Below are 25,270 nucleotides of genomic sequence, written 5' to 3'. Positions count from 1 at the left end.
CGGTAATAAAATAACTGTTTTCAAATTATGATACATAGTATTCATTTTCTTTAAATATTGGTGACCACTTTAATTCTGCAATCATAATTGCCCTGCCTAGTCTTAGCGTCTCGCTAAGATTCAGTGCAAAACGATTCAAATGATAAATTTTCCGCTTTGTTTTATATCTCCCAGCCATAGCAAATGATGTGCAAGGTCTCAGCGAGACGCTAAGACCAGAAGGGGGTGTTATTCTAAACCTAGTTTTTTTGCCAAATCTTCCATTTTCTCCAATCTTTTTTTAAGCTCTTCGCTAGGCTCAATTGGTTGTTTACAACGCTTAAGGAAGTCTTCAAAAGTTGTAAGTTCTTTCTTGTTACCAATAATGAATTTTTCAGCCTGCTGATATTGCTCAAAGTTATTCATGAGAATTTCTCGGTCAGCCATTTCTCCTTTATGTAAGATTCTACTAATAAAATTTGGTCGCTCTTTATCAAAGTTGGAGTATAAGGTAAGTTTATATTTTTCATTGAGTGGCAAACTGATTAGGTTGTCAGGATCAAAAGGCATAACATGTCCTCCTCCTAACCTACTTAGGTTTACCGGGTTATCAGAAGTAATAAAATTGCTACTATGTTCGACCTTAACAATACCGAGGTTACCCTTCATTCTAATTTTAGAAAGTCTAAGGGCGGCAACAAGCTGAGTTACTACTTGACCCTCTCTAGTTTTCTTCTCATATTCAACTATTAACTCCTTTACATTTTTTTTAGATATCTCAATCTTTTTTCCTTCAAAATAGAAGTATTTTTTTTCCATCTGTTTTGCAGTTGCAAAACGATCAGTGAAAATTCTGTTAACAAACAAGTTAAACGATGAAATCCAGTTGGTTACCCGAAACAGAAGAGTGATCATAGTTAGCACAATGGCTTCTTTTGTTTCATCGTCAATGACCCGGATACTGTCATCAGTTAAAATCTTATAAATTCGGTCATAGTTGGTCTCTATTTCAAAGTCGTAAAATTTTTCAATAGCCTGTCTTTCTTCTTCCGTTTCTCCTGTAAGGCTATAAAGGTCAGTTTGTATACATATTTTGGAGGTGTTAACTGGAAATGGTTTGTTAAGGCGTCCTTTATCTGCTAAAAATACTTGAAACTGATCCTTCTTGCGTTGATAGCCAAATTTCCTTAGATAGGCTTGAGGAACGTAATGTTGTCTTTTTGTTTCTTGATTCATGTCTTGCGAAGGAGTATAAGCTCCAACAACAATTTTGTTTTGCCACTAGCTATATATATGACTATAGCTACATCAAATCTAATTGATTTCATTAACTCTTCCCACCACTTGCATTTACTATTACTTCTTCCAACTTCCAAAGTAATATTCTGTCCTGTTTTTAACGCACAAAAAAAGGGAGCGCAATCATTGCGCTCCCTTTTTACTTCTGAAAGAAATGTTTTTTACCTGAAATCAACTATCTCTACATTGGGATGTTTCTTTTCGTCAAATTTGAAATCACTGTCTTTAATGGTATTGTTAACAGCAAACTGATTGATTTTGTACAAATACCGACTACCGGACTTATCGAAGATTCTGAAGTTTTTGAGTTCATTGTCAGCATTTTGGATTTCCATCCTGATTTTATAAAATGTTTTGTCTTTGTCGTCAGGCACCAAATCCACCACATCCAGCTTGCCATTGTCTTTTGTTTCTAAGAAAAGGTATTTGTAACCAGATTTATATATTGAAAATATATTGGATAGTGTGATTTCTTCTTCTGAATCATCATACTCAGATATGGTCACTTCATTGTCATCTTTTAAATAAGTCCAAACCGTAGAACCATCATTGATGATTTCCTGTCCACTCATTTCCAGTTTATATTTATTACTTTTCACAGTAATCTTTCCTTCAAATTTCTCATCTATACCCTCAGATTCATTCTCCATGATGTAACTGAAGTTGGCACTAAAGGCAGGAATCTTCTGGTATTTTTCACTCATCGCATCAAGAATCGCCAACGCCTGAGTATCTTTTTGAGCGAACGCCTGAATTGTAAAAAACAAACAAGCCATCACTATTAAAATTGATTTATTCATAATCTTATAGTTTTAAGTCTTTTATCATGCCAGCTAGAGGCTATTCAATAACTGTTCCAAACTGTATTCATCTTTGACCAGCACTTCTCTGGCCTTACTGCCTTCAAAGGCTCCCACTATGCCTGCTGCTTCCAGTTGGTCGATTAACCTTCCAGCCCTATTGTATCCTAATTTTAATTTTCTTTGAATGAGTGATGTACTACCCTGCTGGTGTAAAACAATAAGCCTTGCAGCATCATCAAATAATACATCCCTATCTGCTAGGTCAATATCCCCTACACTACTTTCGCCATCTTCTCCAACAAACTCCGGAAGCATATAGGCTGTTTCATATCCTCTTTGTGACCCCACAAACTCACATATCCGCTCCACTTCGGGAGTATCCACAAATCCGCACTGCAATCTGATGATCTCTGATCCCATTGACAACAGCATGTCTCCCATGCCCACCAATTGATCCGCTCCTCCTGCATCCAGAATGGTTCTGGAATCTATCTTGGACGTCACTCTGAAAGAAAGGCGAGCCGGGAAATTGGCTTTAATAATACCCGTAATTACATTGACTGAAGGCCGCTGTGTAGCTACCACCAAATGGATTCCAATCGCTCTGGCCAACTGAGCCAATCGTGCTATAGGTGTTTCAATCTCTTTACCAGCAGTCATCATCAAATCTGCCAACTCATCAATTACCAGTACAATATACGGCAAAAATTTGTGACCAGAATTCGGATTCAATTTTCGTTGAACGAATTTTTTATTGTATTCTTTTAGATTTCGGCACCCGGCATCTTTCAACAGGTCATACCTGTTGTCCATTTCGATACACAAAGAATTCAAAGTATAGATTACTTTTTTGGTGTCCGTAATGATCGCCTCTTCGGAATCCGGAAGTTTGGCTAAGAAATGCCTTTCTATTTTATTGAAAAGTGTTAATTCCACTTTTTTTGGATCTACCAACACCAATTTCAGTTGAGACGGATGCTTCTTATAAATCAACGAAGTAAGCAATATATTTAGACCTACTGATTTACCTTGTCCGGTAGCACCAGCCATCAAAAGGTGGGGCATTTTGGCCAAGTCAGTCACAAATACTTCGTTCGAAATGGTCTTTCCCAATACTATTGGAAGCTCCATATTGCTCTTCATGAATTTATCAGTCATGAGCACAGACTTCACATCAACCATCTCCCTGTTTTTGTTCGGTACTTCTATACCAATAGTTCCCTTGCCGGGAATGGGAGCAATGATCCTGATACCCAAGGCTGCCAGGCTAAGCGCAATGTCATCCTCAAGGTTTTTGATCTTAGAAATTTTCACCCCTGCATCAGGCACTATCTCGTAGAGTGTTACAGTTGGCCCAATTGTCGCTTTGATACTGGAAATTCCAATTTTGAAATTGATCAGTGTCTCTACAATTTTGTCCTTATTCTGCTCCAGCTCTTCTTTGGATACCTGTACATTTTTCTCAGGATAATCGGTCAAAAGATCGACAGTTGGATACTTGTAGGATGCCAAATCTAATGTTGGATCATAGTTTTCCAGCACATCAGTTCTTTCTTCCTTGCTTGAGGTGTCAGCCACTTCAAAAGGCAATTCATCTTCCTCTTCCTCTTCACTGTCTTTGATTTCTACATCAAGAACCAACTCAGGTTTCTCTACTTTCTTAGGTTTGACCTCTTTGACTTCCCATTCTTCTACAGAGGGTTCTTCATCCTCATCTTCCAACCCTTCAAAACCTCCTTGCTCTTCCTGCTCTACTTCTTCCTTGATGGCTTCTACCACTGCTGCCAGTTTTGCTGATTCTGATAGTTCTTCTTCCGATTGATTTCCTTCCTCTGCTGGCTTGCTTTTTTCAGGATTCAGGAAAGAAATATTTTCCAACCCCATCAAACTGGTAACATTGAAAAAATAAATAATAAACACAAGAAGGGATAATATCAGCACCATGACAGTGCCCCAGCCAAACAGGCTGTCAAAAAACAATGCCAACTCGTACCCAGCACCACCTACTAAAAATCCCCAGCTATTGACCTGATCTGAACTGAACATGATATAGCCCAGAAACATGCTGATCCAAACCAGAAAAAAAGCAACAAAAACGAAGGATCGTTGAATGGACAGGATTTCCTTTTGGAAAACGATTTTAAATCCTACAAGAAACAACAAAGGAGGAATCAAATAAGAAGCAATCCCAAAATACTTAAACATAAAATAATGCGAAGCAATTGCGCCCATCGAACCAAGCCAATTATCTGTTTCCTGACCTATCGTTACAACCCCTTCATCAGCTACTCCAATCAGGCTCTGATCGGATTGGCCTGTAAACAGGTATGAAATAAAAGCTGTGAGTAAAAACAAGCTGGAAACCAGAAGCAAAAAACCGAGAGACAGATGAAGTCTTCGGTCATGCAAAAAACTCACATTGACAGATGGGAGTTTGAAACCTGATTTCTCCTTTTCTTTGGGCTTAGACTTGTATGTGTTTTTTGACATTCTGAAATTTGCTACCGCAAAATAAATAAAACAAAGGCAATAATTTAGTGATTAGACAGATTAGAAAACCGGAATTCAGTTTCTGTATTTCTGAACCAGTTTCTTGTTGATTTTCTTCACTAAACCAGGCCCTTCGTAAATAAGACCTGAATACACCTGAACCAAGCTAGCTCCGGCTTCCAACTTCTCAATGACATCCTCTGCTGAAGCTATTCCACCTACACCAATAAGAGGAATTTTTCCATTAGATCTTTCACTCAAATAGCGAATAACATCGGTGGATCTTTTAGCCAATACAGCTCCACTCAAACCACCATTGCCTATATCTTCAACTGTCTGCTTATCGGTCAATAAATTATTGCGATCAATGGTTGTGTTGGTAGCGATAACGCCCGATATTTTAGTTTCGTTTACGATCTCAACTATATCATCCAATTGCTCATTGGTTAAGTCCGGAGCTATTTTCAGCAGAATTGGTTTAGGATTGTGCTTCTTGTTATTTTCATCCATCAACGTTTGTAGCAGTTTCATTAACGGCTCCTTTTCTTGCAACTCCCTCAGTCCGGGAGTATTGGGAGAGCTGACATTTACCACAAAATAATCTACCTGATCAAACAGCTCATTGAAACAAATCAAATAATCGTCAATTGCATTTTCATTAGGAGTTAGTTTGTTTTTCCCAATATTTCCACCCACTAAAACCTTGGATTTTCTTTTGGTCAAACGGTTCTTGATTGTCACCACACCGTCATTGTTAAATCCCATTCTATTGATGAGTGACTTATCCTTGGGAAGGCGAAACATTCTTGGTTTTGGATTGCCGCCCTGAGGCTTGGGTGTAACCGTGCCTATTTCTATAAATCCAAATCCGAAAGAGGACATCACGTCAATGGCTTCTGCATTTTTATCCAAACCGGCAGCCAATCCAACAGGATTTTTAATTTTCAATCCAAAAAGTTCTCTTTCGAGTGAAGGGTGCTGATAGTCTGAAAATAGCTGAATTAACTGACGCAAACCGGGTACTGCCTTTACCATCTTCAATATCGAAAAAGTGAAGTTATGGGCTTGCTCTGGAGCCATTAAAAACAGAAAAGGACGAATAACACTTTTGTACATACCAGTAAATTTTCTGCTGACAAAACTATCTCAAACTTTTGAGCATATCGAATTATAAAGCAGATCAATTTTCAAAACGTTATGGTATTTGCGTTTACCCAAAGAGGCTTCAACTTCTGGGATGAAAATCTCTAATAACCTGCTTTAAGTAATCCCTATCGAGGTGGGTGTAAATTTCAGTAGTAGTAATTGACTCGTGTCCGAGCATCTCCTGTACTGCGCGAAGATCAGCTCCGCCTTCTATCAGGTGCGTTGCAAAAGAATGCCGGAAGGTATGTGGACTTACAGACTTTTTCATTCCGATTGCCAATGTAAGATTTTTTATGATGGTAAAAATCATCACTCTTGTCAACTTAGCCCCTCGTCGGTTCAAAAAAACATAAGATTCATTGCCCGGCTTAATGTCCAAATGGCATCTGAAGTGGTCAACATATAAATTAATGTGCTTGAGTGCATGACTGCCAATTGGCACCAATCTTTCTTTGCTGCCCTTTCCCGTTACCCTCAAAAAGCCAACGTCTTCGAGGATATTGTTCAGCTTCAACCCTGTCAACTCCGAAACCCTCAAACCGGAGCTGTAGAGAGTCTCCAACATGGCTCGGTTTCTTTGTCCTTCAGGCTTTGACAAATCTATAGCCCCCAATAGTTCTTCTATCTCCAGAAAATTTAATGTGTCCGGCAATTTGCGTCCAAGTTTCGGACCCTCTATCAATTCCGAAGGATCCTTTTTGATATCTCCTTCATACAGTAGATACTTATAAAAAGATTTTATGCCAGAAATGATTCTAGCCTGAGAATGTACCGACATTCCCAATTCACTGATATATTCAATCAAATTGCGAATATCAGTATCCTGTACTTCCAGAGGTCCCTTATCAGACCCCAACAACTCCAGATGCTGTTGTAATTTTTTCACATCTTGCACGTATCCTTCTACCGAGTTACCAGCAAGCGACCTTTCAAATTGAAGGTATGATTTGTATTGTTTGATTTGTAAATCCCAGGACATACTTTGTTCAATCGGGTTTCTACCAATTTTATGAAAATAATACATTAGTGACTCAGGGCAAACGCATTTAAAAACAAAAACCTCCTTACCGTACCAGTTACGGTATCCATTGAAATTACAGTCAATTCTAACAGACCCCAGAACACTTGCCTGCCGAGGCAGGAGTCTGGGGACAGCAAGAATTTTTAAATGCGTTTGCCCTGATTAGTGACTACTTTTAATACACTCTAAAACTTGAATCCTTTAAGGTTATCACAAATTGATGGTTCAAAATCAATTAATTATTCAAATGTGAATAAATTTGAGCCTAACTTTATTCAAAGTAAAAGCAATTTACACACTTAACGATTGTGATGAAGATATTAATTCTTAACGGACCAAACCTGAACTTACTTGGTAAGCGTGAACCTGAAATTTATGGCAGCAATGATTTCGGATCTTACTTCAAAAAATTAAAAAAAGAGTTTCCAGCCATAAACCTTGAATACTTTCAGTCCAATCATGAAGGTGCAATCATTGATAAAATGCAGGAAGTTGGTTTCGATTATGACGGGATTGTACTCAATGCAGGAGCATTTACACATACTTCTGTTGCCATTGCGGATGCCATTAAAGCTATTACAAGCCCTGTAATCGAGGTACATATTTCAAATATTTTCACCAGAGAAAAATTTCGACACCATAGTTTCATCAGTTCCGTTAGTATAGGCATTATATCAGGGTTTGGGTTGAACAGTTACAAACTGGCAATTGCACATCTGACGGAAGCAAAATAGACACTTGTGGACTGAGGTTTTTTTCTGAGAAAATTTTACTTTGGTTTTTAAATTGGAAACTGCAATAATTTACTCTTGATAATACAAGTTGAATGCTTTAGCTTCGCACAAAATTTAAAAAGATAAACCTGCCTTCTTTGGGTTATTGCAAAACAACAGCCGGACAGGCCTTTTTTAAGATGCACAAAGTAGGATAATTTCTAAAAAAATGAACATTCACGAATATCAGGCAAAGGAAATACTAAAAGGATATGGAGTTGCAATTCAGGAAGGAATAGTAGCGGACAATCCGGCCAAAGCAGCAGAAGCTGCCAAACAGCTAAAACAAGAAACTGGAACTGAGTGGTTTGTGATCAAAGCACAAATACATGCAGGAGGCAGGGGAAAAGGGAAGGTGAATGAAACAGGTTCTAATGGAGTAGTGTTGGCAAAAAGCCTGGACGAAGTACCTGAAAAAGCTGAGAAAATTCTGAAAGGCACGTTGGTGACACACCAAACTGGTCCTGAAGGAAAAGTCGTGAATAAAGTACTGATTGCTCAGGATGTTTATTACCCTGGAGCATCAGAGCCGAAAGAATTTTATCTAAGTATTTTACTTGACAGGGCAAAGGGGTGTAATGTGATCATGGCTTCTACTGAAGGTGGTATGGACATAGAAACAGTAGCAGAAGAAACACCCGAGAAAATAGTAAAAGAATGGATTGATCCTAGTGTTGGTCTTCAGGGATTTCAGGCAAGAAAAGTAGCATTTGCCTTAGGTTTGGAAGGAGAAGCATTCAAAAACATGGTGAAATTTATTTTTGCCTTGTACAAAGCTTATTTAGGTACAGATTCCTCAATGTTTGAGATCAACCCTGTATTGAAAACATCGGACGATAAGATAATTGCAGTAGATGCCAAGGTAAATCTTGATGACAATGCGCTATTCAGACACAAAGACCTTCAGGAATTGAGAGATTTGTCTGAAGAAGACCCTGCTGAAGTAGAAGCAGCTGAATCCGGCCTGAACTATGTAAAGCTAGATGGAAACGTTGGCTGTATGGTAAACGGTGCTGGCCTTGCAATGGCTACTATGGACATTATCAAGTTATCAGGTGGTGAACCGGCTAACTTCCTCGACGTAGGAGGAGCGGCAAATGCCAAAACTGTTGAAGCTGGTTTCAGAATCATCATGAAAGATCCTAATGTCAAAGCCATACTCATCAATATATTTGGTGGTATTGTAAGATGTGACAGAGTGGCTAGCGGAGTGGTTGAGGCATACAAAAATATTGGAGAGATCAGCATTCCGATTATAGTGAGGCTTCAAGGCACTAATGCTGAAGAAGGTGCTAAAATCATAGAAGAATCCGGATTGAAAGTTTACTCTGCTATCGTATTGAAAGATGCTGCCAATAAAGTAGCAGAATTGATAGGGTAACAAGGAATCTTGACATTCAAAATGCATGCGTAGTTCAACTGGATACCTGCCAGCCGGCAGGCTGGGAATACCAGATTTCGGCTCTGGGGGTTGAGGGTTCATTAAAATTGATTATGTTTTATGTTTATGTTCTAAGGAGTACAATTAAAAATTGGCATTACACAGGTCAAACTAAAAACATAAAAGAACGTCTGAAACAACACAATGCAGGAAAAAATAGATCAACTAAAGCTTACAAACCACTTGAATTGGTTTACTTTGAAGCTTTTAAAACAAGAGAAGAAGTTGTCAATAGAGAACGTTATCTCAAATCAGGTGTTGGTAGGGAGTTTTTAAAAAACACTATCAACATTCAAAATGCATGCGTAGTTCAACTATAGGATACCTGCCAGCCGGCAGGCTGGGAATACCAGATTTCGGCTCTGGGGGTTGAGGGTTCATTAAAATTGATTATGTTTTACGTATATGTCCTAAGAAGTACAATTAAAAACTGGCATTACATAGGTCAAACTAAAAACATAAAAGAACGTCTGAAACAACATAATGCAGGAAAAAATAGATCAACTAAAGCTTACAAACCATTAGAATTGGTTTACTTTGAAGCTTTTGAAACAAGAGAAGAGGTTGTCAACAGAGAACGTTATCTCAAATCAGGTGTTGGTAGGGAGTTTTTAAAAAACACTATCAACATTCAAAATGCATGCGTAGTTCAACTGGATAGAATACCAGATTTCGGCTCTGGGGGTTGAGGGTTCGAATCCTTCCGCGTGCACCACTTAAATAAAAATACCTCAAGAAATCCTTGAGGTATTTTTTATACAATTGGATTTTCTGATCTATCCGTTACTTATTATACTTCTCGTCGTACCTTTTGATAATCGCAAGGTGCTCATCAGTCAGTGAACCGACAGTAAAGAAGGTAATTCCTTTTGCTCCGTTATCATGCGCCTGGACGATTGCTTCTTCAAAATCCGCCATATTGTCCTTGTAGTGACCTACTAATACGCCTGTGAAAAGTAGCTGTCCCGGATTCATGTCTCGCACACCTTCCTTTGTAGCAAAACCAACCCATCCCATGTTTCCTTCATGGTCTTTTTTATACACCATTGGAAAAAAGTAATCCAGGTTCCAGTGTCCCCAATCCTGCCTTACATATTCGCGTGCAAGTTGTGGAAAAGGAAAAACTGCAGCTGAAGCAGCTGTTCCCTCTTCATGGCATATTTGCACACATTCTTCTACCAGTGATGAGATGGCATTCATCCGAAACTGCTGCCAGGCCGGATTTTCCACAACATCTGCCATATCCATAGGATCAACACCAAATTTTTCTTTGTACTGCTCTCTGGCCACTGGATGATATCCAAAATCATATTCAGCCAGCAACCTGTCCTGAATCAATTCGCTTCCATTGTGCTTGTACTTTTTTTGCAAATTGGCTCCAAGGATCACATCGACAAATCTTATGTAATCGAAATGTACGGAAGCTAACCCTTCTATTTGCGCCTTCTCCCTCACTCCTCTCTTGATGTATTCACGGGCTCCCTCTGAAAAAGGGCTTAGAAAATTGTAGTAACCAACATAGGGATGGAAATCCCTACAGCTTTGTCCCAGCCTGTTGACAGAGTACCACTCAGGATGTTCCTTACACTCTTTGCTACCACCTACGTTCATCATCCAGTGCCAGGCATGAATTCTGATCCCTGTAGAATTACCGTATTTGATCAGTTCTTTTAATCTTTCGACTCCCGCACCTGGCAACAGATCGGTGATTCCGGCATCAGCCCATTGCTGCATCCGCTTTATTTGTTCTTCTTCTGTTCCGGATTTAGGATTTCCCCACCCTGAAAAATAGAAATTTTTGTCTTTGTAAACTTTCTCGTAATTTTTGTCCTTAGGCTTCTCTTTCTCAGCAAGCAATGGCAAAGACACAACCAGTGCAAGCAATAGTGTCATTAGGTTTGTTAATTTCATTTGATGTTAATTTGATCTTTTAAAAAATTAGGCTTCAGAATTTGAATGTCTATACAAACTTCAAACCAAAAATCAAGGAAGTTTTAAGGTTCAAAATGTTGGAAAGACTACCCTATAAAATAATTAAGGTATAATCATCCGGAAATTTTGCCCGATCCTTCTGTATAAATTTTTATTTTCACTCCACGATTGTTCTGAAAGTCAAATTGATGCGGGGTGTTTTTACTTTTTTTGAGGGAGGAAGCCGGTGCAACCAGTGGGTTTGGGTAGTTCCTTTCATCACTAGTAAACTACCTTTTTCAAGGAATATGGGAATACGATGCTTTGTGATTTTATGCTTAAATGAAAATGTTCTATCTGCACCAAAACTCAGTGAAGCAATAGCTCCATTTTTTTTCAAATCTTTTTCTCCATCGCTGTGCCATGCCATGCCTTCATTACCATCATGGTATAAATTGAGTAAACACGAATTGAAGGTTTCTCTCGAAATTTCTTCTGTGATTTTTTTCAATTCCAATAATACTTCGTTCCAGGGCAATGCGAATTTGGTCGTATTAGAATAGGTGTATTCGAATGGTTTTTCGCCATACCAGGCAACTTTTCGATTGGTTACAATATGTTTTCCGAATATGACAGCCTCATCGTTTCTCCATTCAATTGCCTCATATAATTGCTCAAAATAGTGTATCGCCTTTTGTGTAGTTATTATCTGTCCGTAATAAATCACTTCCCCATCGTATGGCAGCAGATTAGAAGTGGGGTTTGTATTAAACAAATCCATGTTTATGATTTTTTCAGGTAAAATTACCAAAACAGTTGAATTCAATATTTATTTACCATACTTCTGCATTTTATCTCAAATACCAGACTTGAGCAACTTCATAGAGCAAATAATGAATTGATGACAAAAGCACGAATTCAATTGAGTGTAGCAAACACGGGTGGAAGCTATAATCATTTTACCTTTGAGAGGTAAAATTAAGTTTTATTAAATCATTATAATGTATCCTGCCCTCTTCGATGGGTAATAAACTTTATTGCTCGACTGGACTGTATAGATAAACAAGCAGTTTTTTCTGAATTCAGGGTATCAAATCCAGGGATTCTTATTGCTGCATCTAATATGAAGCTTGTAAAAGAGCAACAGAAGGAAAAATCAGGACTCAAAAAAAGCGAGCCCCGATTTAATTACCAGCTATGGAATCTTCAATCTCTTAAAGCAACGTATATATATCGTCTATCATTCGTTTCATATCCAACCGAATAGTTCCGTTGTAAATTCCCCGGATTCTTCTTTTTTGATCTATCAAAATAATATTTTCGGTATGCAGAAAATCTTCATCTGATGTAACGGTCTTCCCAAATCCCTCATCGGCAAAGTAAGACTCTCTTGCAATTTTGTAGATGTCCTTTTGATCACCCGTCACCAGATGCCACTGATCGCTGTTGATTTCATGCAGGGCAGCATATTCAGCCAATCTGGCAACTGAGTCTGCCCAAGGCATTACAGTGTGGGATAATATTTTTACCCTGTCATCTTTGTTGAACGCTTTCTGAACTATGGTCAGGTTATCAGTCATCCTGGGACATACATTTGGACAAAGGGTAAAGAAAAAATTTGTTACATATATTTTATCCTGAAATGTATTATTCGAAATGGTATCCCCATTTTGGTTTACAAATTCAAAATCTGGAATGGCATGAATACTTTTGTACTTTTCATCCTCTGCATTTATCCATTCCGGAGTAAAGGTTGCTTCATTATAGAAGGGCAATTCTATTTCCTTACTTCTGTTTTCTTTGCATGCTATAGCTATGCTACCAATTACGATTGTCAGTATGACCCCTTGAATTCTCATTTCAAACTGCCTTTGTATTTGTCTATATCGCCACTTTCACTATCTATTTTTGCACAACGCTTTAGGCCAAGCATGCCATATCGTCTTCCATTTTCTCTCACAACGTAATTAGATCGCAATTTTCCATCAGGTCTCCATACTTTCTGAGCTCCCAATTCATACCCGTCCTTGTAGTTCATTTCGGTAGATAATTGACCATTAGCATACCATGTTTTATGAGTCCCCTGACTAAAGCCATTTTCAAAATGATAGCTGAATTTCATCTGACCATTTTCATAAAATCCATAGTGGTTTCCGTGTTTTTCGCCATTGCGATAAGAACGGATAGTTTCTACCTTTCCATTTGAAAAATAGGTTGTCCAATTTCCTTCTAATCTCCCATTCAGATATCCTTTACGGGATTCCAAATTTCCATCAGGACTATAAGAGACCAAATATCCGGAATATGGGATACCCTCCTTCAAAAAAATCCCATTTCGGTTGATGGTGAGTAGAGAGTCATTTTCTGAGATTTCAATTAATGGAATTTCAATGTTGTAATTTTTCGTTGCAATCTCTTTTCCAGAAGCAAGATCACAACTTGCTAATGCCGCAATTGCAACACAGTTTAGAATCAGATTCAGTATTTTTCTTTTTTGAACCATGGGTCTATTATTGAGTAACCGTTCCCGGAGAACCGTAAAAAGCATCTCCATTAATCCAGGGGTATTCTTCTGTAATGTGATAATGGTAAATACCGTCGGGAAAATCAGTTGTCACGGATGTGTGGCCATGATAATCATCCAAATCATTATTGGTCAATTCACTGCCATTTTCCATTGGGCCATAGACTGGAAATCCATCCAGTAGAAACCCTAAGAACGCATCACTACCCTTTGTTTCAGTCAACCAGACAGGCTCTACATGATAGTGATATTGATCTCCTGCCGGATGGCCTTCATATTGGTCAAATGTGTTTACTTCTTCGAAAATATCATCTCCAGGCCCGGCCTGTTGATTAAAAAACACGACACTATTGATTGAGACACCCATTGGTCCTAGTCCTGGTGAAGATTTAGTACTTGCCTCTTTGGGAAACCTTGGGATTTTAGCAATTATATTTTGCGTGCCGACAGAACCCGGATTTTTCTTGAAATCAGGATTATTGGGTTCGTCATACCCTTCATAAAGTGGGTCATTCGGAGAATAATACATGCTTTTGTGATCCGGCAAGTCTTTTGTCGTAATAGTTACCCAGTTATCACTCACAGCTACTGAAACAGCAGAAGTATTGTAAAATTTCTCTGCTACCACACTAATATCGACAGTACCTGTTTCATCAAGGTCATCCATATCCGATGACTCCTCCTCACCGCAGTTGGTAGTGAAAACCACTAACAACAACATTCCAAAAATCACTTTTAGCTTGATTGCGCTTTTTGTTAATTTCATATTCATTTCTTTAAGATGCTTTTTACCTATTATTGATAAAACGGAGTAGTTTATAAAAACCCTACTACACAATTTAAAAAAAGCAAGACCCTTTCGAGTCTCACTTTATCACCTAAAATCGTAACCATGAGAGCACTGATGGAACGACGTTTTGTTATTGATATATTGGTAAAACGAAAAGATGTGAAAAAACCCTGCCGGGAAATATTTTACAAAATCATTATATGATACCTTTGACTGGGATTATCACCTGAATAAATGGATAAATCAGTATGTGAGGAACAGGTATTCAACGATGTGCACAGTAGTCATGTTGTGACCCTTCGCAATTTCTTGTATTACAAACTGGGTGATCTGGAAAAAGCCAAAGACTACACCCAAGAAGCTTTTGTTCGACTCTGGGACAATTGTAGTAAGGTGTCGTTGGACAAAGTAAAAAGCTATCTTTTTACCATTGCCAACAGGCTTTTTTTAGATGATACTGACCACCAAAAAGTAGCTCTTAAATTTCAGATCAGATCTGGAGTCTCAGAAAGCCAACAGGAAAATAATCCGGAATTTTTATACAGGCAAGAAGAGTTTAAAATACGTTTGGAAGAAGCTGTTTCTAATCTTCCTGAAAAGCAAAGAGTCGTGTTTTTAATGAGTAGAATTGATAAAATTAAAAACAAAGAAATAGCAAAAGAATTGAATCTGTCAATAAAAACTGTTGAAAAACACATTTCCAATTCGCTAAAAACACTCAAAGCGAACCTGGACGAACTGAACGGGTTGAAAATTTAGTAGGGTTTTTTGCCAGCTAACCGTTTCATATTCAGAGACAAGAAAACAATAACCAAGTGAATGAGCAACTTTTAAAATGGCTTAACGGGGAACTAAGTGAGGATGAGTTGAAAAAAACCATCCCGGCTCATGATATGCTCAAATACAAACAAATTATTGAAGAAGTAGAGCGATGGGTTCCGGACAATGATTCAGTGGTTTTCAATCCAAAAGATGTTACCAGTCAACCAAAAAAAATAAAAAGAAGGTTTATCAACCCCTGGATAACCATGTCTGTTGCTGCATCGGTATTATTGGTGGTTTCCACTATGCTATGGCTGTCGATATCCCCGGACATTACTACTTACTCTACCAGTACTGCGCAAACTAAAGAAATTCTTTTACCGGATGGAACATCAAAAATAACCCTCGCACCTGACTCAGAAGTATCCTGGCATGAAGGCGATTGGTCAGTCAATAAACGAAACCTGATCCTCAAAGGAAAAGCCCTTTTTGTAGTAAGGTCGGGAAGCCCGTTTGAAGTAAAAACCGGAAACGGTAAAGTAGAAGTACTGGGAACCACATTTGAAGTAGATGAGTTTGAGGAAGGCCTGAATGTGGTTTGCTATGAAGGTTCAGTAAAGACTACTGCAAATGATAACCGATCGGTTATAGTAGAAGGTGGTGAGGCCTATTTATATTACGAAGGAGAATGGGAAGACCGAATAAATATCGGAGATTCTTCACCTTCCTGGTTAAAGAGTGAAACTAAGTTTGAAAAAGCTCCATTAATCCAAGTCATCAAAAGCCTGGAAAAATTATATAATATAGAAATCTTTTTGGGTTCGATTTCTCTGAAAAGAAGGTTTACCGGGTCTTATCCAAATGACAAACTAGATGTTGCACTGCAAATTGTGTTTAATCCATTCGAAATATCTTATGAACTAAAGGGAAACAAATTATATTTAACTGAATAATCTATTACCAGCTTATGAGATTTTTCTTTTGTATAGCAGTTTGTCTGTTTATGTTTTCCGTTTATGCCCAACCTAATTCGTCTGTCTCTTTTGCACAGGCCATTAACCATTATCAAGCTGAGGAAGGAATTAACTTTTCCTTTGATTCCGAAATTGTTGGTATGATCACCAATGATCATACTTTCGGCACTTCTGATCTGGATGGTTTCATTCGAAAAGTCGAAGAGTTATTGCCGATTGAGATAGAAGCGGTGGATGAAAAACACTACACCATACGTATAGCAGAGTCAAAGTATTTCATAACGATCAGAGACTCGATTGACAACCAGCTTATTCCACCGGAACTGGGAATCTTTGTTTTGGTCAATGGTCAACCCATTAAAACAAAACAGATGGGATCAGGTTGGTCATTTCTTTATAAACCAATATCCACAGATACTTTAGAAGTTTTTAACCTGGGCTACAAACGAAAAGTCATTTTCTTTAGTGAACTTCTAAACAATAAAGCATTATCGCTAATATTGAGTCCATTGGTGCTTCAGCTTTCTGAGGTTACGGTTGAAGAATACCTGACAAAAGGCATTAACCTAAATCCGGCCAATCAAAGTGTGGACATTGCCGTTAGGGATTTGCCACTGCTACCTGGCGAAACAGACGGAGATATCTTTGCGGCCATTACTGCATTACCTGGTGTTACTACACCAGATGGAAGAGCCGGAAACCTCTTCATCCGGGGAAGCGAAACAGATCAGACCCTGATTCTTTTTGACAACATTCCGGTTTATCACCGTGGACACTATTATGGTACTATTTCTCCTTACAATCCTAAAATAGTGGATAATGTACAGGTTTACCGCAGTGGATTTCATCCCAGGCTGGGCGACAGGGTGGGTGGTGCCATAATAATAAATTCTGACGAAAATCCAGCATTGAAACCTGTAGTGGGAGCTGCTGCTAATACCTTATATGGATCGGGGTATGTAAAAGTTCCTTTGGTAAATAGCCGGGTTGGCCTGTCCATTGGAGTACGTAGGTCGTATCCCAGACAGTTTCAGTCTCCAAAGTTGAATGCGATTTCACATTCTGTGTTTGCAGCTACAGGAGTAAGAGACGATCAAGGCAATATCTTAACAGACATTGCTGCATTGTTTGAAGATTATAGCGGCAAACTCATTTTTCAGGCAAACGAAAAAAATCGGTTGTCGTTTTCCTCTATCTATACCAACACAGAAGTGCAATATTCTCCCATTCCCCCAGTCGATTTACCAGCAGAGCTTCATTCAAATCAATTTAAGAACCTGGGGTTTAACTTCGACTGGAGATCAGTAATGCAGAACAACTGGGCATCATCTTTTTCAGCAACCTTCTCTGACTATGAATTCAACTATACTACATGGCGTGTTGCGGCGAATTTTTCGAACTACCATGCTATCAATGACCTTAAAGATATCAACCTGAAACAGGAATTTTCAAAAAGTTCACCGGACATGTTTTCCTATCAATTCGGGATTGATTATAAGTGGCAAAAAGTCTTAACAGATTTTTTTACCAGTTCCGCAGAAGGTAAAAATGTATTTACTTTCAAAGGTCCGGCAAGCTCACATTCCGTTTCCCCTTATGCTAACATAGAATACCAAGGTTCTGAGAAGTGGTATGCTCAACTCGGTTTCCGAAGTACATACTACAGTAAGCTCAACAATTTCAAAATTGCCCCGAGACTATTGGTAAACTACGATGCGAACAATTGGTTGACGCTCAAAGCCTCCACCGGTATGTATAATCAGTACCTCAGTCAGGCAAGAAACCTTGAGTATGGTGCTGGAGGGTTTGACAATGAGCTTTGGTTGCTCGCAGATGGCAAAGGTGGCAACATCATAGAAGGGACTCAATCCATGGCGGGCTATGTAATCAACGAAGACAGGTGGATAATGGATGTTGAAGCATACTATAAAACAGTCAACAACATTACCGTGTTTGAAACACGAATGTTAGAGCAATCCAGAAGAACATCTACTATGGATCAAAAGAATTATGGCATTGATATTATGCTCAAGCGGCAAATGAGTGATGACGCATCTATGTGGGTAGGTTATTCATTGAGCAATTCTGAGATCAAACTGGATACAACCGATCAAGTGACTTATAAATCAAAATATGTACAACCGCAGGTATGGTATATAGGGGGTGCTTTAAAAACAGGACATTTCAAATTCTCAGCTGCCTGGAACTACTCTTCAGGTTTAAATGCCCAATCGCTTGACATCATTTACGCTCAGATAGTGGCAAACAGTAATGACACAAATCCTCCTCCCGGTAGTGGTCCTCCAGGTGGTGGTTCTGGTGGTATGCCTCCAAATGGTAATCCTCCTTCATCCGATCCATTTGCGGACCTGCCCGAAAGATACCCCAATGTATATCTGTTGAATATTTCTGCTTCTTATAAAATACCCCGTAGCGATAGACGGAAATGGGAGGCAACTTTTGGTTTCTCATTGATCAATGCTTTTGACCAAAAAAACCTTACAGATCGTGTTTTTCGTGGACAGAAGGGGTTCAGGGATCGCTATGCCCTTGGATTTGCTCCTAATTTGATGGTGGGTGTGGAGTTTTAAAGTCCATTTTTGTTATCAAAAGATAAAGATGTAGTAAAATTCAACTTTCTGGCTCAAATACCCGATTTTTGCACCTTCATAAAGCAAGCGGTGAATTGAAGACAAAAGAAAGAACCAAAGACAAAGTAAATATAGTTACCCTCGGTTGTGCCAAAAATCTGGTGGATTCAGAGGTAATCCTTACCCAGCTGAGAGGCAACCAGATAGATGTAGAGCATGAGTCGGCTAAAAATGATTCAAATATTGTGATCATCAATACCTGTGGATTTATTGAAAATGCCAAGCAGGAGTCTATTGAGACCATCTTGAAATATGCCGAAGCTAAGGAAGCGGGGCTAATCAAAAAGGTCTATGTGACAGGATGCCTTTCACACCGCTACAAAGATGATTTAGCCAAAGAAATTCCTAATGTGGACGACTATTTTGGTACTACTGATCTGAAACAATTGCTGGCTCGCTTCAAAGCAGATTACAAACATGAGTTGATTGGAGAGCGGATTACGACTACAACGGCCCATTATTCATACCTGAAAATATCCGAGGGTTGTGACAGACCCTGTTCTTTTTGTGCCATCCCGCTCATGCGTGGCAAGCACATCTCAAGACCGATTGAAGAATTGGTGTTGCAAGCCACCAACTTGGCCAAAAAAGGGACGAAAGAGCTGTTGCTGATTGCACAGGATTCTACCTATTATGGTCTGGATTTGTACAAAAAAAGAAATTTGGCAGAGTTGCTGGAGCGATTGTCTGAAGTAGAAGGAATCGAGTGGATCAGGTTGCATTACGCTTTTCCTACTGGTTTTCCCGAGGATGTTTTGGACATTATGAACGACCGTCCAAACATCTGCAAATACCTGGATATACCATTGCAGCATGGTTCTACCAAAATGCTTCAAATGATGCGTAGGGGAACAACCAGAGAGAAAACAACTGACCTTATCTCTAAAATAAGAGACAAAGTACCGGGAATTGCTTTGCGTACTACGATGATTGCCGGGCATCCCGGAGAAACAGAAGAAGACTTTGAGCAAATGCTTGATTTCATTGAAGAAACACGTTTCGACCGACTGGGAGTATTTACTTATTCTCATGAGGAAGACACACACTCTCATTCGTTTGAAGACGATGTTCCGGAGGAAGTAAAGCAAGAGCGATTGGAAGCTGTCATGGAACTTCAGGAAGGAATTTCTATGGAATTGAATGACGAGAAAATTAGCACGATACAAAAAGTACTGATTGACAGAAAAGAAGGAGATTACTTTTTTGGAAGAACCGAGTTTGATTCTCCGGAGGTAGATAATGAAGTGTTGATTGATGCGAAAGAAAATTATTTGCGCATTGGTGATTTTGTAAATGTGGAAATAACAGGTTCGGAGGCATTTGATTTGTATGGAGAGCCTGTGAAGTAACCTCAGGTATCTAATAAATTTTGCCTGACATTTTTGCCTTGTATGTACTGATGATCTTTTTATGATTCACACATCTAAAACTATTTTCTCTCGTATGTAAAGCCTATGTTAAAACTCATTCACCAAAAGACCATTTGCTGCTGATGAAGGTAGAAAAAATTGACCTTTCGAAAACCAATTCGTTTTCACCATTCTTTTTAGATTATTTATCCAACACCAAAGAACTTAGTTCATACTACGGCAATAGACCGGAACCCGAAAGATTTCAAAATCAGATTGAGCAAAAAGATTTTTCTGCTGACAAAAGGCAGATTTTGCACGATACATTATTAGACCAATATGTCGATATACACCCGGCAGTGCGGGCAAATATTGATAGCCTGTTGTTGGACAACACTTATACAGTTACTACCGGACATCAGCTCAATATTTTCACAGGGCCATTGTATTTTATTTACAAGATTGTGACTGTGATCAATGCTTGTAAAGTCCTCAAAGAAAAGTATCCCGATAAAAACTTTGTTCCTGTATATTGGATGGCATCTGAAGATCATGATTTTGATGAAATCTGTTACTTCCATTTGTTTGGAAAAAAACATACTTGGGAATGTGATCAAAAAGGAGCGGTGGGTAGGTTTAAAACCGATGGTTTGTCAAAAGTCTTGGAACAGCTTCCGGAAAAGGCGGAGGTCTTTGAAAAAGCGTATAAAAACCATAATTCACTAGCAGAGGCCGTACGGTATTATATCAATGAATTGTTTGGTACGGAAGGTGTAATTGCGCTGGATGCTGATGACAGGCGACTCAAAGCAGAATTTACCCATGTGATCGAAGATGATTTGATCAACCACCATGCCAATGACCTGGTAGAGGAAACCAGCTCCAGGCTTACTTCCATGGGTTATAGCGCACAGGTATTTCCGCGAACTATCAACTTTTTTTACCTTGATGGAGATATTCGTGAGCGAATAGTTAAGGAAGGCACTACATGGAAAGTGCTGAATACCAACCTGTCATTTTCATTGGAAGAAATAAAATTACTGATTGCAAATGAGCCGGAAAAATTTAGCCCCAATGTGGTGATGCGGCCACTGTATCAGGAAGTGATATTGCCAAATTTGGCTTATGTTGGCGGGCCTGCAGAGGTTGTTTATTGGATGCAATTGAAAGCAGTATTTGACCATTATAATACTGCTTTTCCGATTTTGATGCCTCGAAATTTTGCATTGTACATCAACAAACCTTCAATCAAAAAGATAGAAAAAATCGGACTCTCTAACGAAGAGATATTCTACGATGGAAAACAACTGAAGGAAAATTACCTGGATGAGCACAGCAACATAGACATTGACCTGGGCAATGAAAGTAAAAAACTCAAAGCCTTGTTTGATGGATTGGCAGAAAAAGCCAAAGAAGTGGATGGTTCATTGACAGGGTTTGTAGGAGCTGAATACAGTAAAGCACAAAAAAGCCTTGATATCATCGAAAAACGATTGCAAAAAGCTGAAGAACAAAAACATGAAATTGTACTCAATCAGATTACCGGACTGAAAGAGAAATTATTTCCCAATGGAGGCCTGCAGGAAAGGCACGACAATTTCCTCAATTTTTATTTGAATAATGAAAACTTCATTACCCAACTTCTGGCTTCTTTTGACCCTTTCGATTATCGGTTCAATATCCTAATGGAGGAATAATTGATTTTGATGCGCTGAAGTTTAGGAGTAAAACTTTGCTTACTTTTTAAAAAATGACTTATTTGTACAATAGTAAGTCCACCACAAAAAGTCATTGCCATGAATAGAATAAATATCAGTATAGTTTTTGTCTCGCTTTTCCTTATTGTCACAGGGTGTAGTCAAAAGACTGACAATAAAGCAGCATCAAAAGAATTACCAAGAATAGCCATTGCAGGGCTTGCCATAGAGTCGAGTACATTTTCTCCGGCACTTACCCATGAAGAAGCCTTCCATGCCAAAATCGGTGACGAGATTTTCGATTTTTATCCGTTTTTATCTCCTGATTCATTAAACAGATCAAGAGCCAACTGGCTTCCAACTTTGAGAGCTCATGCGCTCCCGGGAGGAGTGGTGACCAGAGAAGCGTATGAATCTCTGGTAGGCAAGACGCTGGAGATGTTGAAAAAAAATCTTCCTTACGACGGACTCTTTTTTGACATTCATGGAGCTATGAGCGTGGTAGGCATGGATGATCCTGAAGGTGATTTTATCGTCAGAGTGCGTGAAGTAGTAGGGAAGAAAACCGTTATTTCTACTTCTATGGATTTGCATGGCAATGTCTCACAGCGGCTGGCAGAAAACACTGACCTGATCACATGCTACAGAATGGCACCTCATGAGGATGCTTTGGAATCAAAAAAACGGGCAGTGGACAATCTGTTGTCGAGATTAGAATCGGGCAAAGGAAAACCTGCTTACAAGGCCTGGATACCAGTGCCTGTATTGTTGCCTGGTGAAAAAACCAGTACGAGAATAGAGCCGGGAAAGAGCCTGTATGCCAAAGTAGCTCCTGCTACCGTTCCGGATGGAATAATAGATGCAGCGATATGGGTGGGATATGCCTGGGCTGACGAACCCCGTAATCATGCCGTGGTGATGGTGACAGGTGACGACAAGGAAAAAGTAACCAGTGCTGCCGAAGATTTGGCCAGAAGTTTTTGGGATGTGAGGTCGGAATTTGTGTTTGTAGCACCAACGGGTACATTGCACGAGATTCTCGATAAAGCAGTAGTCAGTGAAAAGAAACCTTTCATGATCAGTGATATGGGGGACAACCCTACAGCAGGAGGGGCTGGTGATGTCACCTGGACATTGAAAGAAATACTGGCTCGTCCTGAATTTAAATCAGCAAGTGGCCCGTCACTTATTTATGCTTCTATACCGGGACCAAAACTGGTAGAGCAGGCGATAGCAGCAGGCGTAGGAGGAAAAGTAAATGAATTGGTAGGTGCAGCCATTGACGATAGGTTTGCTCCTCCTGTACGACTATCAGGAACGGTGCTGTCCATAGAGCATGGAGACATGCATGCCGAAACGGAAGTAGTGGTGAAAGTAGGCAGTGTGCATGTGATCGTGACGAAAAAGCGCAAGCCTTACCATAAAGAAAAGGATTTTACCAGGCTGGGACTGAACCCGAGAGATACTGATATAGTAGTAGTGAAGATTGGCTATTTGGTGCCTGAGTTGTACGACATGAGGGCTGACTGGATTATGGCACTGACACCCGGAGGAGTAGATCAGGATCTGGAACGGCTGAACCATCAAAGAATCATCCGGCCAATGTTTCCTTTTGACAAAGACATGGAAACCCCGAACCTTAAGGCCAGGTTGATGCGGTCGTCTGATGATATATAATGGATTTGTTCTGGTTTTTTCAATTTTGATTTATGGGGTATTCAGCCCCTCATCAATAATAGTTGAAATATGAAAGAATAAAAAATCATTAGATTTAAGAAAAGTATAGTGTATATATCACGTACAGTGAGTGATACTCAAATGTTGGCAGAATGGCAAAAGGACTATTAGCAGGAATGACCGACTATAATCATCAGTCGTTTGAAGATATTTTGGGAGATTTAAAGAAAGAGCGACAGAATGCGGCTGCTTTTAAAAATAAAATACAACAAAATATCGATATTCTTACCAAGAATGGATATTGGGCAAACTCCGTACCCTTTGATTTCAGAAATATTGTAGCCTATGCAATGACACATTTTAATACTGTCATTTCCGAATTAACAGATATGGAAAATGACCTGCAAAATGAGGTACAACAAAACCACTTAAAACGATTAAGAAAAATTTCAACTGTTGCTCAAGAAAATAATATTGCCATAGGGAAAATTTGGCATCAACAATATGACAACAAAGATTATGAGAATGATGATTTTCGTAAAGTTGAAAGTGTTTATTGCGATACAAGAGATATGGCTGTAAATCTACTTGACGTTGAAAATATTGCTGAACGACTTGAAGATTATATTGGTAAAAAGAAACCTGAAATGAAAAAAAACAATCCATGGTTATCCGGTTCATTTTACCTGATAGCAACAATAGTTGTAATAAGTGGTTTAGGAGTATTATCGAATACCGTTGAGTGGTACCTATTCCCTATAGTCCTAATTGGGGGAATACTAATTGTCGGAATCGTAGGTGTTTTACAACTGAAAAATGATGAGAGAATTAGTGACAAATCTTTCGTTTCTCTGATTAAAGAAACTTATAAAAGGTTGCCTTTATTGAACCAAATTAAAAAGACTGAAAAATAAATACCGCCAAAAAAAGATAAATAAACATAGGGATGATCTGCAATCCGAAAGTTCATCTGATTCTAGCAAGTCCGCCAAGTAAAATATAAATTTAGAAATCGGTCTTGGTTAGCGGGTAGTTCCGGTTTGCTTTCTTTTACTATTAAAATTTAGGCCTTTATATCTTAAAATAATAATATAAGGGTAAGCTAAAGGTTTGCGGCAAGCAAAAAATCGAATCGTAAAAATCCTTCTATTTATTTACCTTAGTAGAATGGAAAAAAATGAACAAGCGTTCATAGTTGATAGGTTAACCGATTCGATTCTTAACACAATTTCTGGAGATAGTTTTCAGACTGATGTCGCAACATTAAAAAAGTCTGATTTAAAGTATATTTCGAAGAAAACTGGTTGGAATTTTGATTGGAAATCAGAATTTGAAGACCTAACTAAAGAGGTATATAAACTTCATATTTCCAACAATTCTGAAATTGTTCAAGGTCTTTTAAGTATTACAATTGAAAAAGATCATGTTTTCATGAATTTATTGGAAAACGCTCCGTTTAACATTGGTAAACAAAAACTATATGAAGGCGTAGCAGGAAATTTGGTTGCCTATGCTTGTAAGGTATCATTCCAAAAAGGATTTGATGGTTTTGTAGCATTTACAGCAAAATCGAACTTAATTTCTCATTATGAAGAAGCATTAGGAGCTTATCATTTTAAGAATCAAAGAATGATAATTGACACAAGAGCAGCTAAATTTTTAGTGACAAAATATTTTAAAACAATTTAATATGGGACATATTGCAACACCAAAGGGAGTTGATTTTGTAATTCAAAGTCCTCCACTAACAGACAAAGAAAGAAACGAGTTAAGCGAATTTATTGCTAAAAGAAAAGCGCAATTGAAAAAGACTCTTTCATCAAAAAAGAAAAAAAAGCCAGCCGCCAATAACTAAGCATTCGTGCGGCCGATAGGCCAAGCATGAATGTAGTGTTGAACGAACCGTAGTTGGTATTTGGCAGATAGTCTTATGGGTTTTTCGGTCTGTGGATTTGGTTGACCTGTAGATTTAAGTAGGTCTTT

General features: G+C 38.7%; 22 protein-coding genes, 1 tRNA gene and 1 pseudogene. 14 read left to right on the top strand and 10 right to left on the bottom strand.

Annotated elements, in window-relative coordinates; all coding sequences use genetic code 11:
- Window positions 1-228: 228 nt before the first annotated feature.
- The 5 genes from AAOP42_RS04155 to xerD form a co-directional block, all read right to left on the bottom strand.
- Entirely contained in the window at window positions 229-1,215 is a 987-nt protein-coding gene (locus AAOP42_RS04155) for a DUF4238 domain-containing protein (protein WP_349527198.1), read from the bottom strand.
- 224 nt (window positions 1,216-1,439) lie between these two features.
- Window positions 1,440-2,078, bottom strand: coding sequence for an outer membrane lipoprotein periplasmic chaperone LolA1 (gene lolA1, locus AAOP42_RS04150; protein WP_349527197.1), 639 nt, complete (start codon window positions 2,076-2,078; stop codon window positions 1,440-1,442).
- Window positions 2,079-2,111: 33 nt separating this feature from the next.
- The gene (locus AAOP42_RS04145) at window positions 2,112-4,571 is read right to left on the bottom strand and encodes an FtsK/SpoIIIE family DNA translocase (RefSeq protein WP_349527196.1); all 2,460 of its coding nucleotides are present in this window, start codon (window positions 4,569-4,571) and stop codon (window positions 2,112-2,114) included.
- A gap of 75 nt (window positions 4,572-4,646) precedes the next feature.
- Complete coding sequence (locus AAOP42_RS04140) at window positions 4,647-5,687, bottom strand: quinone-dependent dihydroorotate dehydrogenase (RefSeq protein ID WP_349527195.1); 1,041 nt, start codon at window positions 5,685-5,687, stop codon at window positions 4,647-4,649.
- Between the two features lie 109 nt (window positions 5,688-5,796).
- Window positions 5,797-6,696, bottom strand: coding sequence for a site-specific tyrosine recombinase XerD (xerD, locus tag AAOP42_RS04135; protein ID WP_349527228.1), 900 nt, complete (start codon window positions 6,694-6,696; stop codon window positions 5,797-5,799).
- Between the two features lie 353 nt (window positions 6,697-7,049).
- Between xerD and aroQ the strand changes: the two genes are divergently transcribed.
- From aroQ to AAOP42_RS04110, 5 genes and pseudogenes are all read left to right on the top strand, one after another.
- Window positions 7,050-7,472, top strand: coding sequence for a type II 3-dehydroquinate dehydratase (aroQ, locus tag AAOP42_RS04130; protein WP_349527194.1), 423 nt, complete (start codon window positions 7,050-7,052; stop codon window positions 7,470-7,472).
- Window positions 7,473-7,680: 208 nt separating this feature from the next.
- Window positions 7,681-8,892, top strand: a complete 1,212-nt coding sequence (gene sucC, locus AAOP42_RS04125) for an ADP-forming succinate--CoA ligase subunit beta (protein WP_349527193.1) — start codon at window positions 7,681-7,683, stop codon at window positions 8,890-8,892.
- A 113-nt stretch (window positions 8,893-9,005) separates the two neighbouring features.
- Window positions 9,006-9,272, top strand: a complete 267-nt coding sequence (locus AAOP42_RS04120) for a GIY-YIG nuclease family protein (RefSeq protein ID WP_349527192.1) — start codon at window positions 9,006-9,008, stop codon at window positions 9,270-9,272.
- Between the two features lie 72 nt (window positions 9,273-9,344).
- A pseudogene (locus AAOP42_RS04115) lies at window positions 9,345-9,536 on the top strand (GIY-YIG nuclease family protein); the annotation flags it as partial.
- A gap of 54 nt (window positions 9,537-9,590) precedes the next feature.
- Window positions 9,591-9,667, top strand: a tRNA-Arg gene (locus AAOP42_RS04110).
- 68 nt (window positions 9,668-9,735) lie between these two features.
- Here the strand turns inward: AAOP42_RS04110 and AAOP42_RS04105 are convergent.
- The 5 genes from AAOP42_RS04105 to AAOP42_RS04085 form a co-directional block, all read right to left on the bottom strand.
- The gene (locus AAOP42_RS04105) at window positions 9,736-10,863 is read right to left on the bottom strand and encodes a glycoside hydrolase family protein (protein ID WP_349527191.1); all 1,128 of its coding nucleotides are present in this window, start codon (window positions 10,861-10,863) and stop codon (window positions 9,736-9,738) included.
- A gap of 178 nt (window positions 10,864-11,041) precedes the next feature.
- The gene (locus AAOP42_RS04100; RefSeq protein ID WP_349527190.1) at window positions 11,042-11,644 is read right to left on the bottom strand and encodes an alpha-ketoglutarate-dependent dioxygenase AlkB family protein; all 603 of its coding nucleotides are present in this window, start codon (window positions 11,642-11,644) and stop codon (window positions 11,042-11,044) included.
- A gap of 433 nt (window positions 11,645-12,077) precedes the next feature.
- On the bottom strand, window positions 12,078-12,722 hold the full coding sequence (locus tag AAOP42_RS04095) for an SCO family protein (RefSeq protein WP_349527189.1): 645 nt from the start codon (window positions 12,720-12,722) through the stop codon (window positions 12,078-12,080).
- Complete coding sequence (locus AAOP42_RS04090) at window positions 12,719-13,366, bottom strand: toxin-antitoxin system YwqK family antitoxin (RefSeq protein ID WP_349527188.1); 648 nt, start codon at window positions 13,364-13,366, stop codon at window positions 12,719-12,721. The genes AAOP42_RS04095 and AAOP42_RS04090 overlap by 4 nt, the downstream gene beginning before the upstream one ends.
- A gap of 7 nt (window positions 13,367-13,373) precedes the next feature.
- Window positions 13,374-14,153 carry a YHYH protein gene (locus AAOP42_RS04085; RefSeq protein WP_349527187.1) on the bottom strand — a complete coding sequence of 260 codons (780 nt, stop codon included), beginning with the start codon at window positions 14,151-14,153 and terminating at the stop codon, window positions 13,374-13,376.
- Between the two features lie 258 nt (window positions 14,154-14,411).
- Here AAOP42_RS04085 and AAOP42_RS04080 point away from each other — a divergent pair, with 258 nt between their 5' ends.
- The 9 genes from AAOP42_RS04080 (at window position 14,412) to AAOP42_RS04040 (ending at window position 25,142) form a co-directional block, all read left to right on the top strand.
- Window positions 14,412-14,936, top strand: coding sequence for an RNA polymerase sigma factor (locus tag AAOP42_RS04080; RefSeq protein ID WP_349527186.1), 525 nt, complete (start codon window positions 14,412-14,414; stop codon window positions 14,934-14,936).
- Window positions 14,937-14,992: 56 nt separating this feature from the next.
- Window positions 14,993-15,892: a FecR family protein gene (locus tag AAOP42_RS04075; protein WP_349527185.1), complete on the top strand. Its 900-nt coding sequence runs from the start codon at window positions 14,993-14,995 to the stop codon at window positions 15,890-15,892.
- 14 nt (window positions 15,893-15,906) lie between these two features.
- Window positions 15,907-18,504 carry a TonB-dependent receptor plug domain-containing protein gene (locus AAOP42_RS04070; protein WP_349527184.1) on the top strand — a complete coding sequence of 866 codons (2,598 nt, stop codon included), beginning with the start codon at window positions 15,907-15,909 and terminating at the stop codon, window positions 18,502-18,504.
- 95 nt (window positions 18,505-18,599) lie between these two features.
- Window positions 18,600-19,913 (top strand): 30S ribosomal protein S12 methylthiotransferase RimO, encoded by a 1,314-nt coding sequence (rimO, locus tag AAOP42_RS04065; RefSeq protein ID WP_349527183.1) that lies wholly within the window; start codon window positions 18,600-18,602, stop codon window positions 19,911-19,913.
- Window positions 19,914-20,056: 143 nt separating this feature from the next.
- Window positions 20,057-21,610: a bacillithiol biosynthesis cysteine-adding enzyme BshC gene (gene bshC, locus AAOP42_RS04060; protein ID WP_349527182.1), complete on the top strand. Its 1,554-nt coding sequence runs from the start codon at window positions 20,057-20,059 to the stop codon at window positions 21,608-21,610.
- Window positions 21,611-21,709: 99 nt separating this feature from the next.
- The gene (locus AAOP42_RS04055; RefSeq protein WP_349527181.1) at window positions 21,710-23,287 is read left to right on the top strand and encodes a M81 family metallopeptidase; all 1,578 of its coding nucleotides are present in this window, start codon (window positions 21,710-21,712) and stop codon (window positions 23,285-23,287) included.
- A 152-nt stretch (window positions 23,288-23,439) separates the two neighbouring features.
- A complete protein-coding gene (locus tag AAOP42_RS04050) occupies window positions 23,440-24,201 on the top strand; it encodes a hypothetical protein (RefSeq protein WP_349527180.1) in 762 nt (253 codons plus the stop codon).
- 253 nt (window positions 24,202-24,454) lie between these two features.
- Window positions 24,455-24,976: a hypothetical protein gene (locus tag AAOP42_RS04045; protein WP_349527179.1), complete on the top strand. Its 522-nt coding sequence runs from the start codon at window positions 24,455-24,457 to the stop codon at window positions 24,974-24,976.
- A 1-nt stretch (window position 24,977) separates the two neighbouring features.
- On the top strand, window positions 24,978-25,142 hold the full coding sequence (locus AAOP42_RS04040; protein WP_349527178.1) for a hypothetical protein: 165 nt from the start codon (window positions 24,978-24,980) through the stop codon (window positions 25,140-25,142).
- Window positions 25,143-25,270 lie beyond the last annotated feature (128 nt).

The sequence above is a fragment of the Reichenbachiella sp. MALMAid0571 genome (assembly GCF_040151475.1).
Classification (GTDB): domain Bacteria; phylum Bacteroidota; class Bacteroidia; order Cytophagales; family Cyclobacteriaceae; genus CAXBNB01.
Note: the sequence above shows the minus strand (reverse complement) of the source record. Positions and strands in the feature narration are given on the sequence as shown.

Excerpts from the sequence above, each read along its gene's own strand:
- AAOP42_RS04050 (WP_349527180.1), top strand. The coding sequence starts at position 23,440 with ATGGCAAAAGGACTATTAGCAGGAATGACCGACTATAATCATCAGTCG.
- AAOP42_RS04100 (WP_349527190.1), bottom strand. The coding sequence starts at position 11,644 with ATGGATTTGTTTAATACAAACCCCACTTCTAATCTGCTGCCATACGAT.
- AAOP42_RS04145 (WP_349527196.1), bottom strand. The coding sequence starts at position 4,571 with ATGTCAAAAAACACATACAAGTCTAAGCCCAAAGAAAAGGAGAAATCA.
- AAOP42_RS04080 (WP_349527186.1), top strand. The coding sequence starts at position 14,412 with ATGGATAAATCAGTATGTGAGGAACAGGTATTCAACGATGTGCACAGT.
- AAOP42_RS04055 (WP_349527181.1), top strand. The coding sequence starts at position 21,710 with ATGAATAGAATAAATATCAGTATAGTTTTTGTCTCGCTTTTCCTTATT.
- AAOP42_RS04105 (WP_349527191.1), bottom strand. The coding sequence starts at position 10,863 with ATGAAATTAACAAACCTAATGACACTATTGCTTGCACTGGTTGTGTCT.
- AAOP42_RS04045 (WP_349527179.1), top strand. The coding sequence starts at position 24,455 with ATGGAAAAAAATGAACAAGCGTTCATAGTTGATAGGTTAACCGATTCG.
- aroQ (WP_349527194.1), top strand. The coding sequence starts at position 7,050 with ATGAAGATATTAATTCTTAACGGACCAAACCTGAACTTACTTGGTAAG.
- bshC (WP_349527182.1), top strand. The coding sequence starts at position 20,057 with ATGAAGGTAGAAAAAATTGACCTTTCGAAAACCAATTCGTTTTCACCA.
- AAOP42_RS04085 (WP_349527187.1), bottom strand. The coding sequence starts at position 14,153 with ATGAAATTAACAAAAAGCGCAATCAAGCTAAAAGTGATTTTTGGAATG.
- lolA1 (WP_349527197.1), bottom strand. The coding sequence starts at position 2,078 with ATGAATAAATCAATTTTAATAGTGATGGCTTGTTTGTTTTTTACAATT.
- AAOP42_RS04140 (WP_349527195.1), bottom strand. The coding sequence starts at position 5,687 with ATGTACAAAAGTGTTATTCGTCCTTTTCTGTTTTTAATGGCTCCAGAG.
- AAOP42_RS04155 (WP_349527198.1), bottom strand. The coding sequence starts at position 1,215 with ATGAATCAAGAAACAAAAAGACAACATTACGTTCCTCAAGCCTATCTA.
- AAOP42_RS04095 (WP_349527189.1), bottom strand. The coding sequence starts at position 12,722 with ATGAGAATTCAAGGGGTCATACTGACAATCGTAATTGGTAGCATAGCT.
- AAOP42_RS04120 (WP_349527192.1), top strand. The coding sequence starts at position 9,006 with ATGTTTTATGTTTATGTTCTAAGGAGTACAATTAAAAATTGGCATTAC.
- xerD (WP_349527228.1), bottom strand. The coding sequence starts at position 6,696 with ATGTCCTGGGATTTACAAATCAAACAATACAAATCATACCTTCAATTT.
- sucC (WP_349527193.1), top strand. The coding sequence starts at position 7,681 with ATGAACATTCACGAATATCAGGCAAAGGAAATACTAAAAGGATATGGA.
- AAOP42_RS04090 (WP_349527188.1), bottom strand. The coding sequence starts at position 13,366 with ATGGTTCAAAAAAGAAAAATACTGAATCTGATTCTAAACTGTGTTGCA.
- AAOP42_RS04040 (WP_349527178.1), top strand. The coding sequence starts at position 24,978 with ATGGGACATATTGCAACACCAAAGGGAGTTGATTTTGTAATTCAAAGT.
- AAOP42_RS04070 (WP_349527184.1), top strand. The coding sequence starts at position 15,907 with ATGAGATTTTTCTTTTGTATAGCAGTTTGTCTGTTTATGTTTTCCGTT.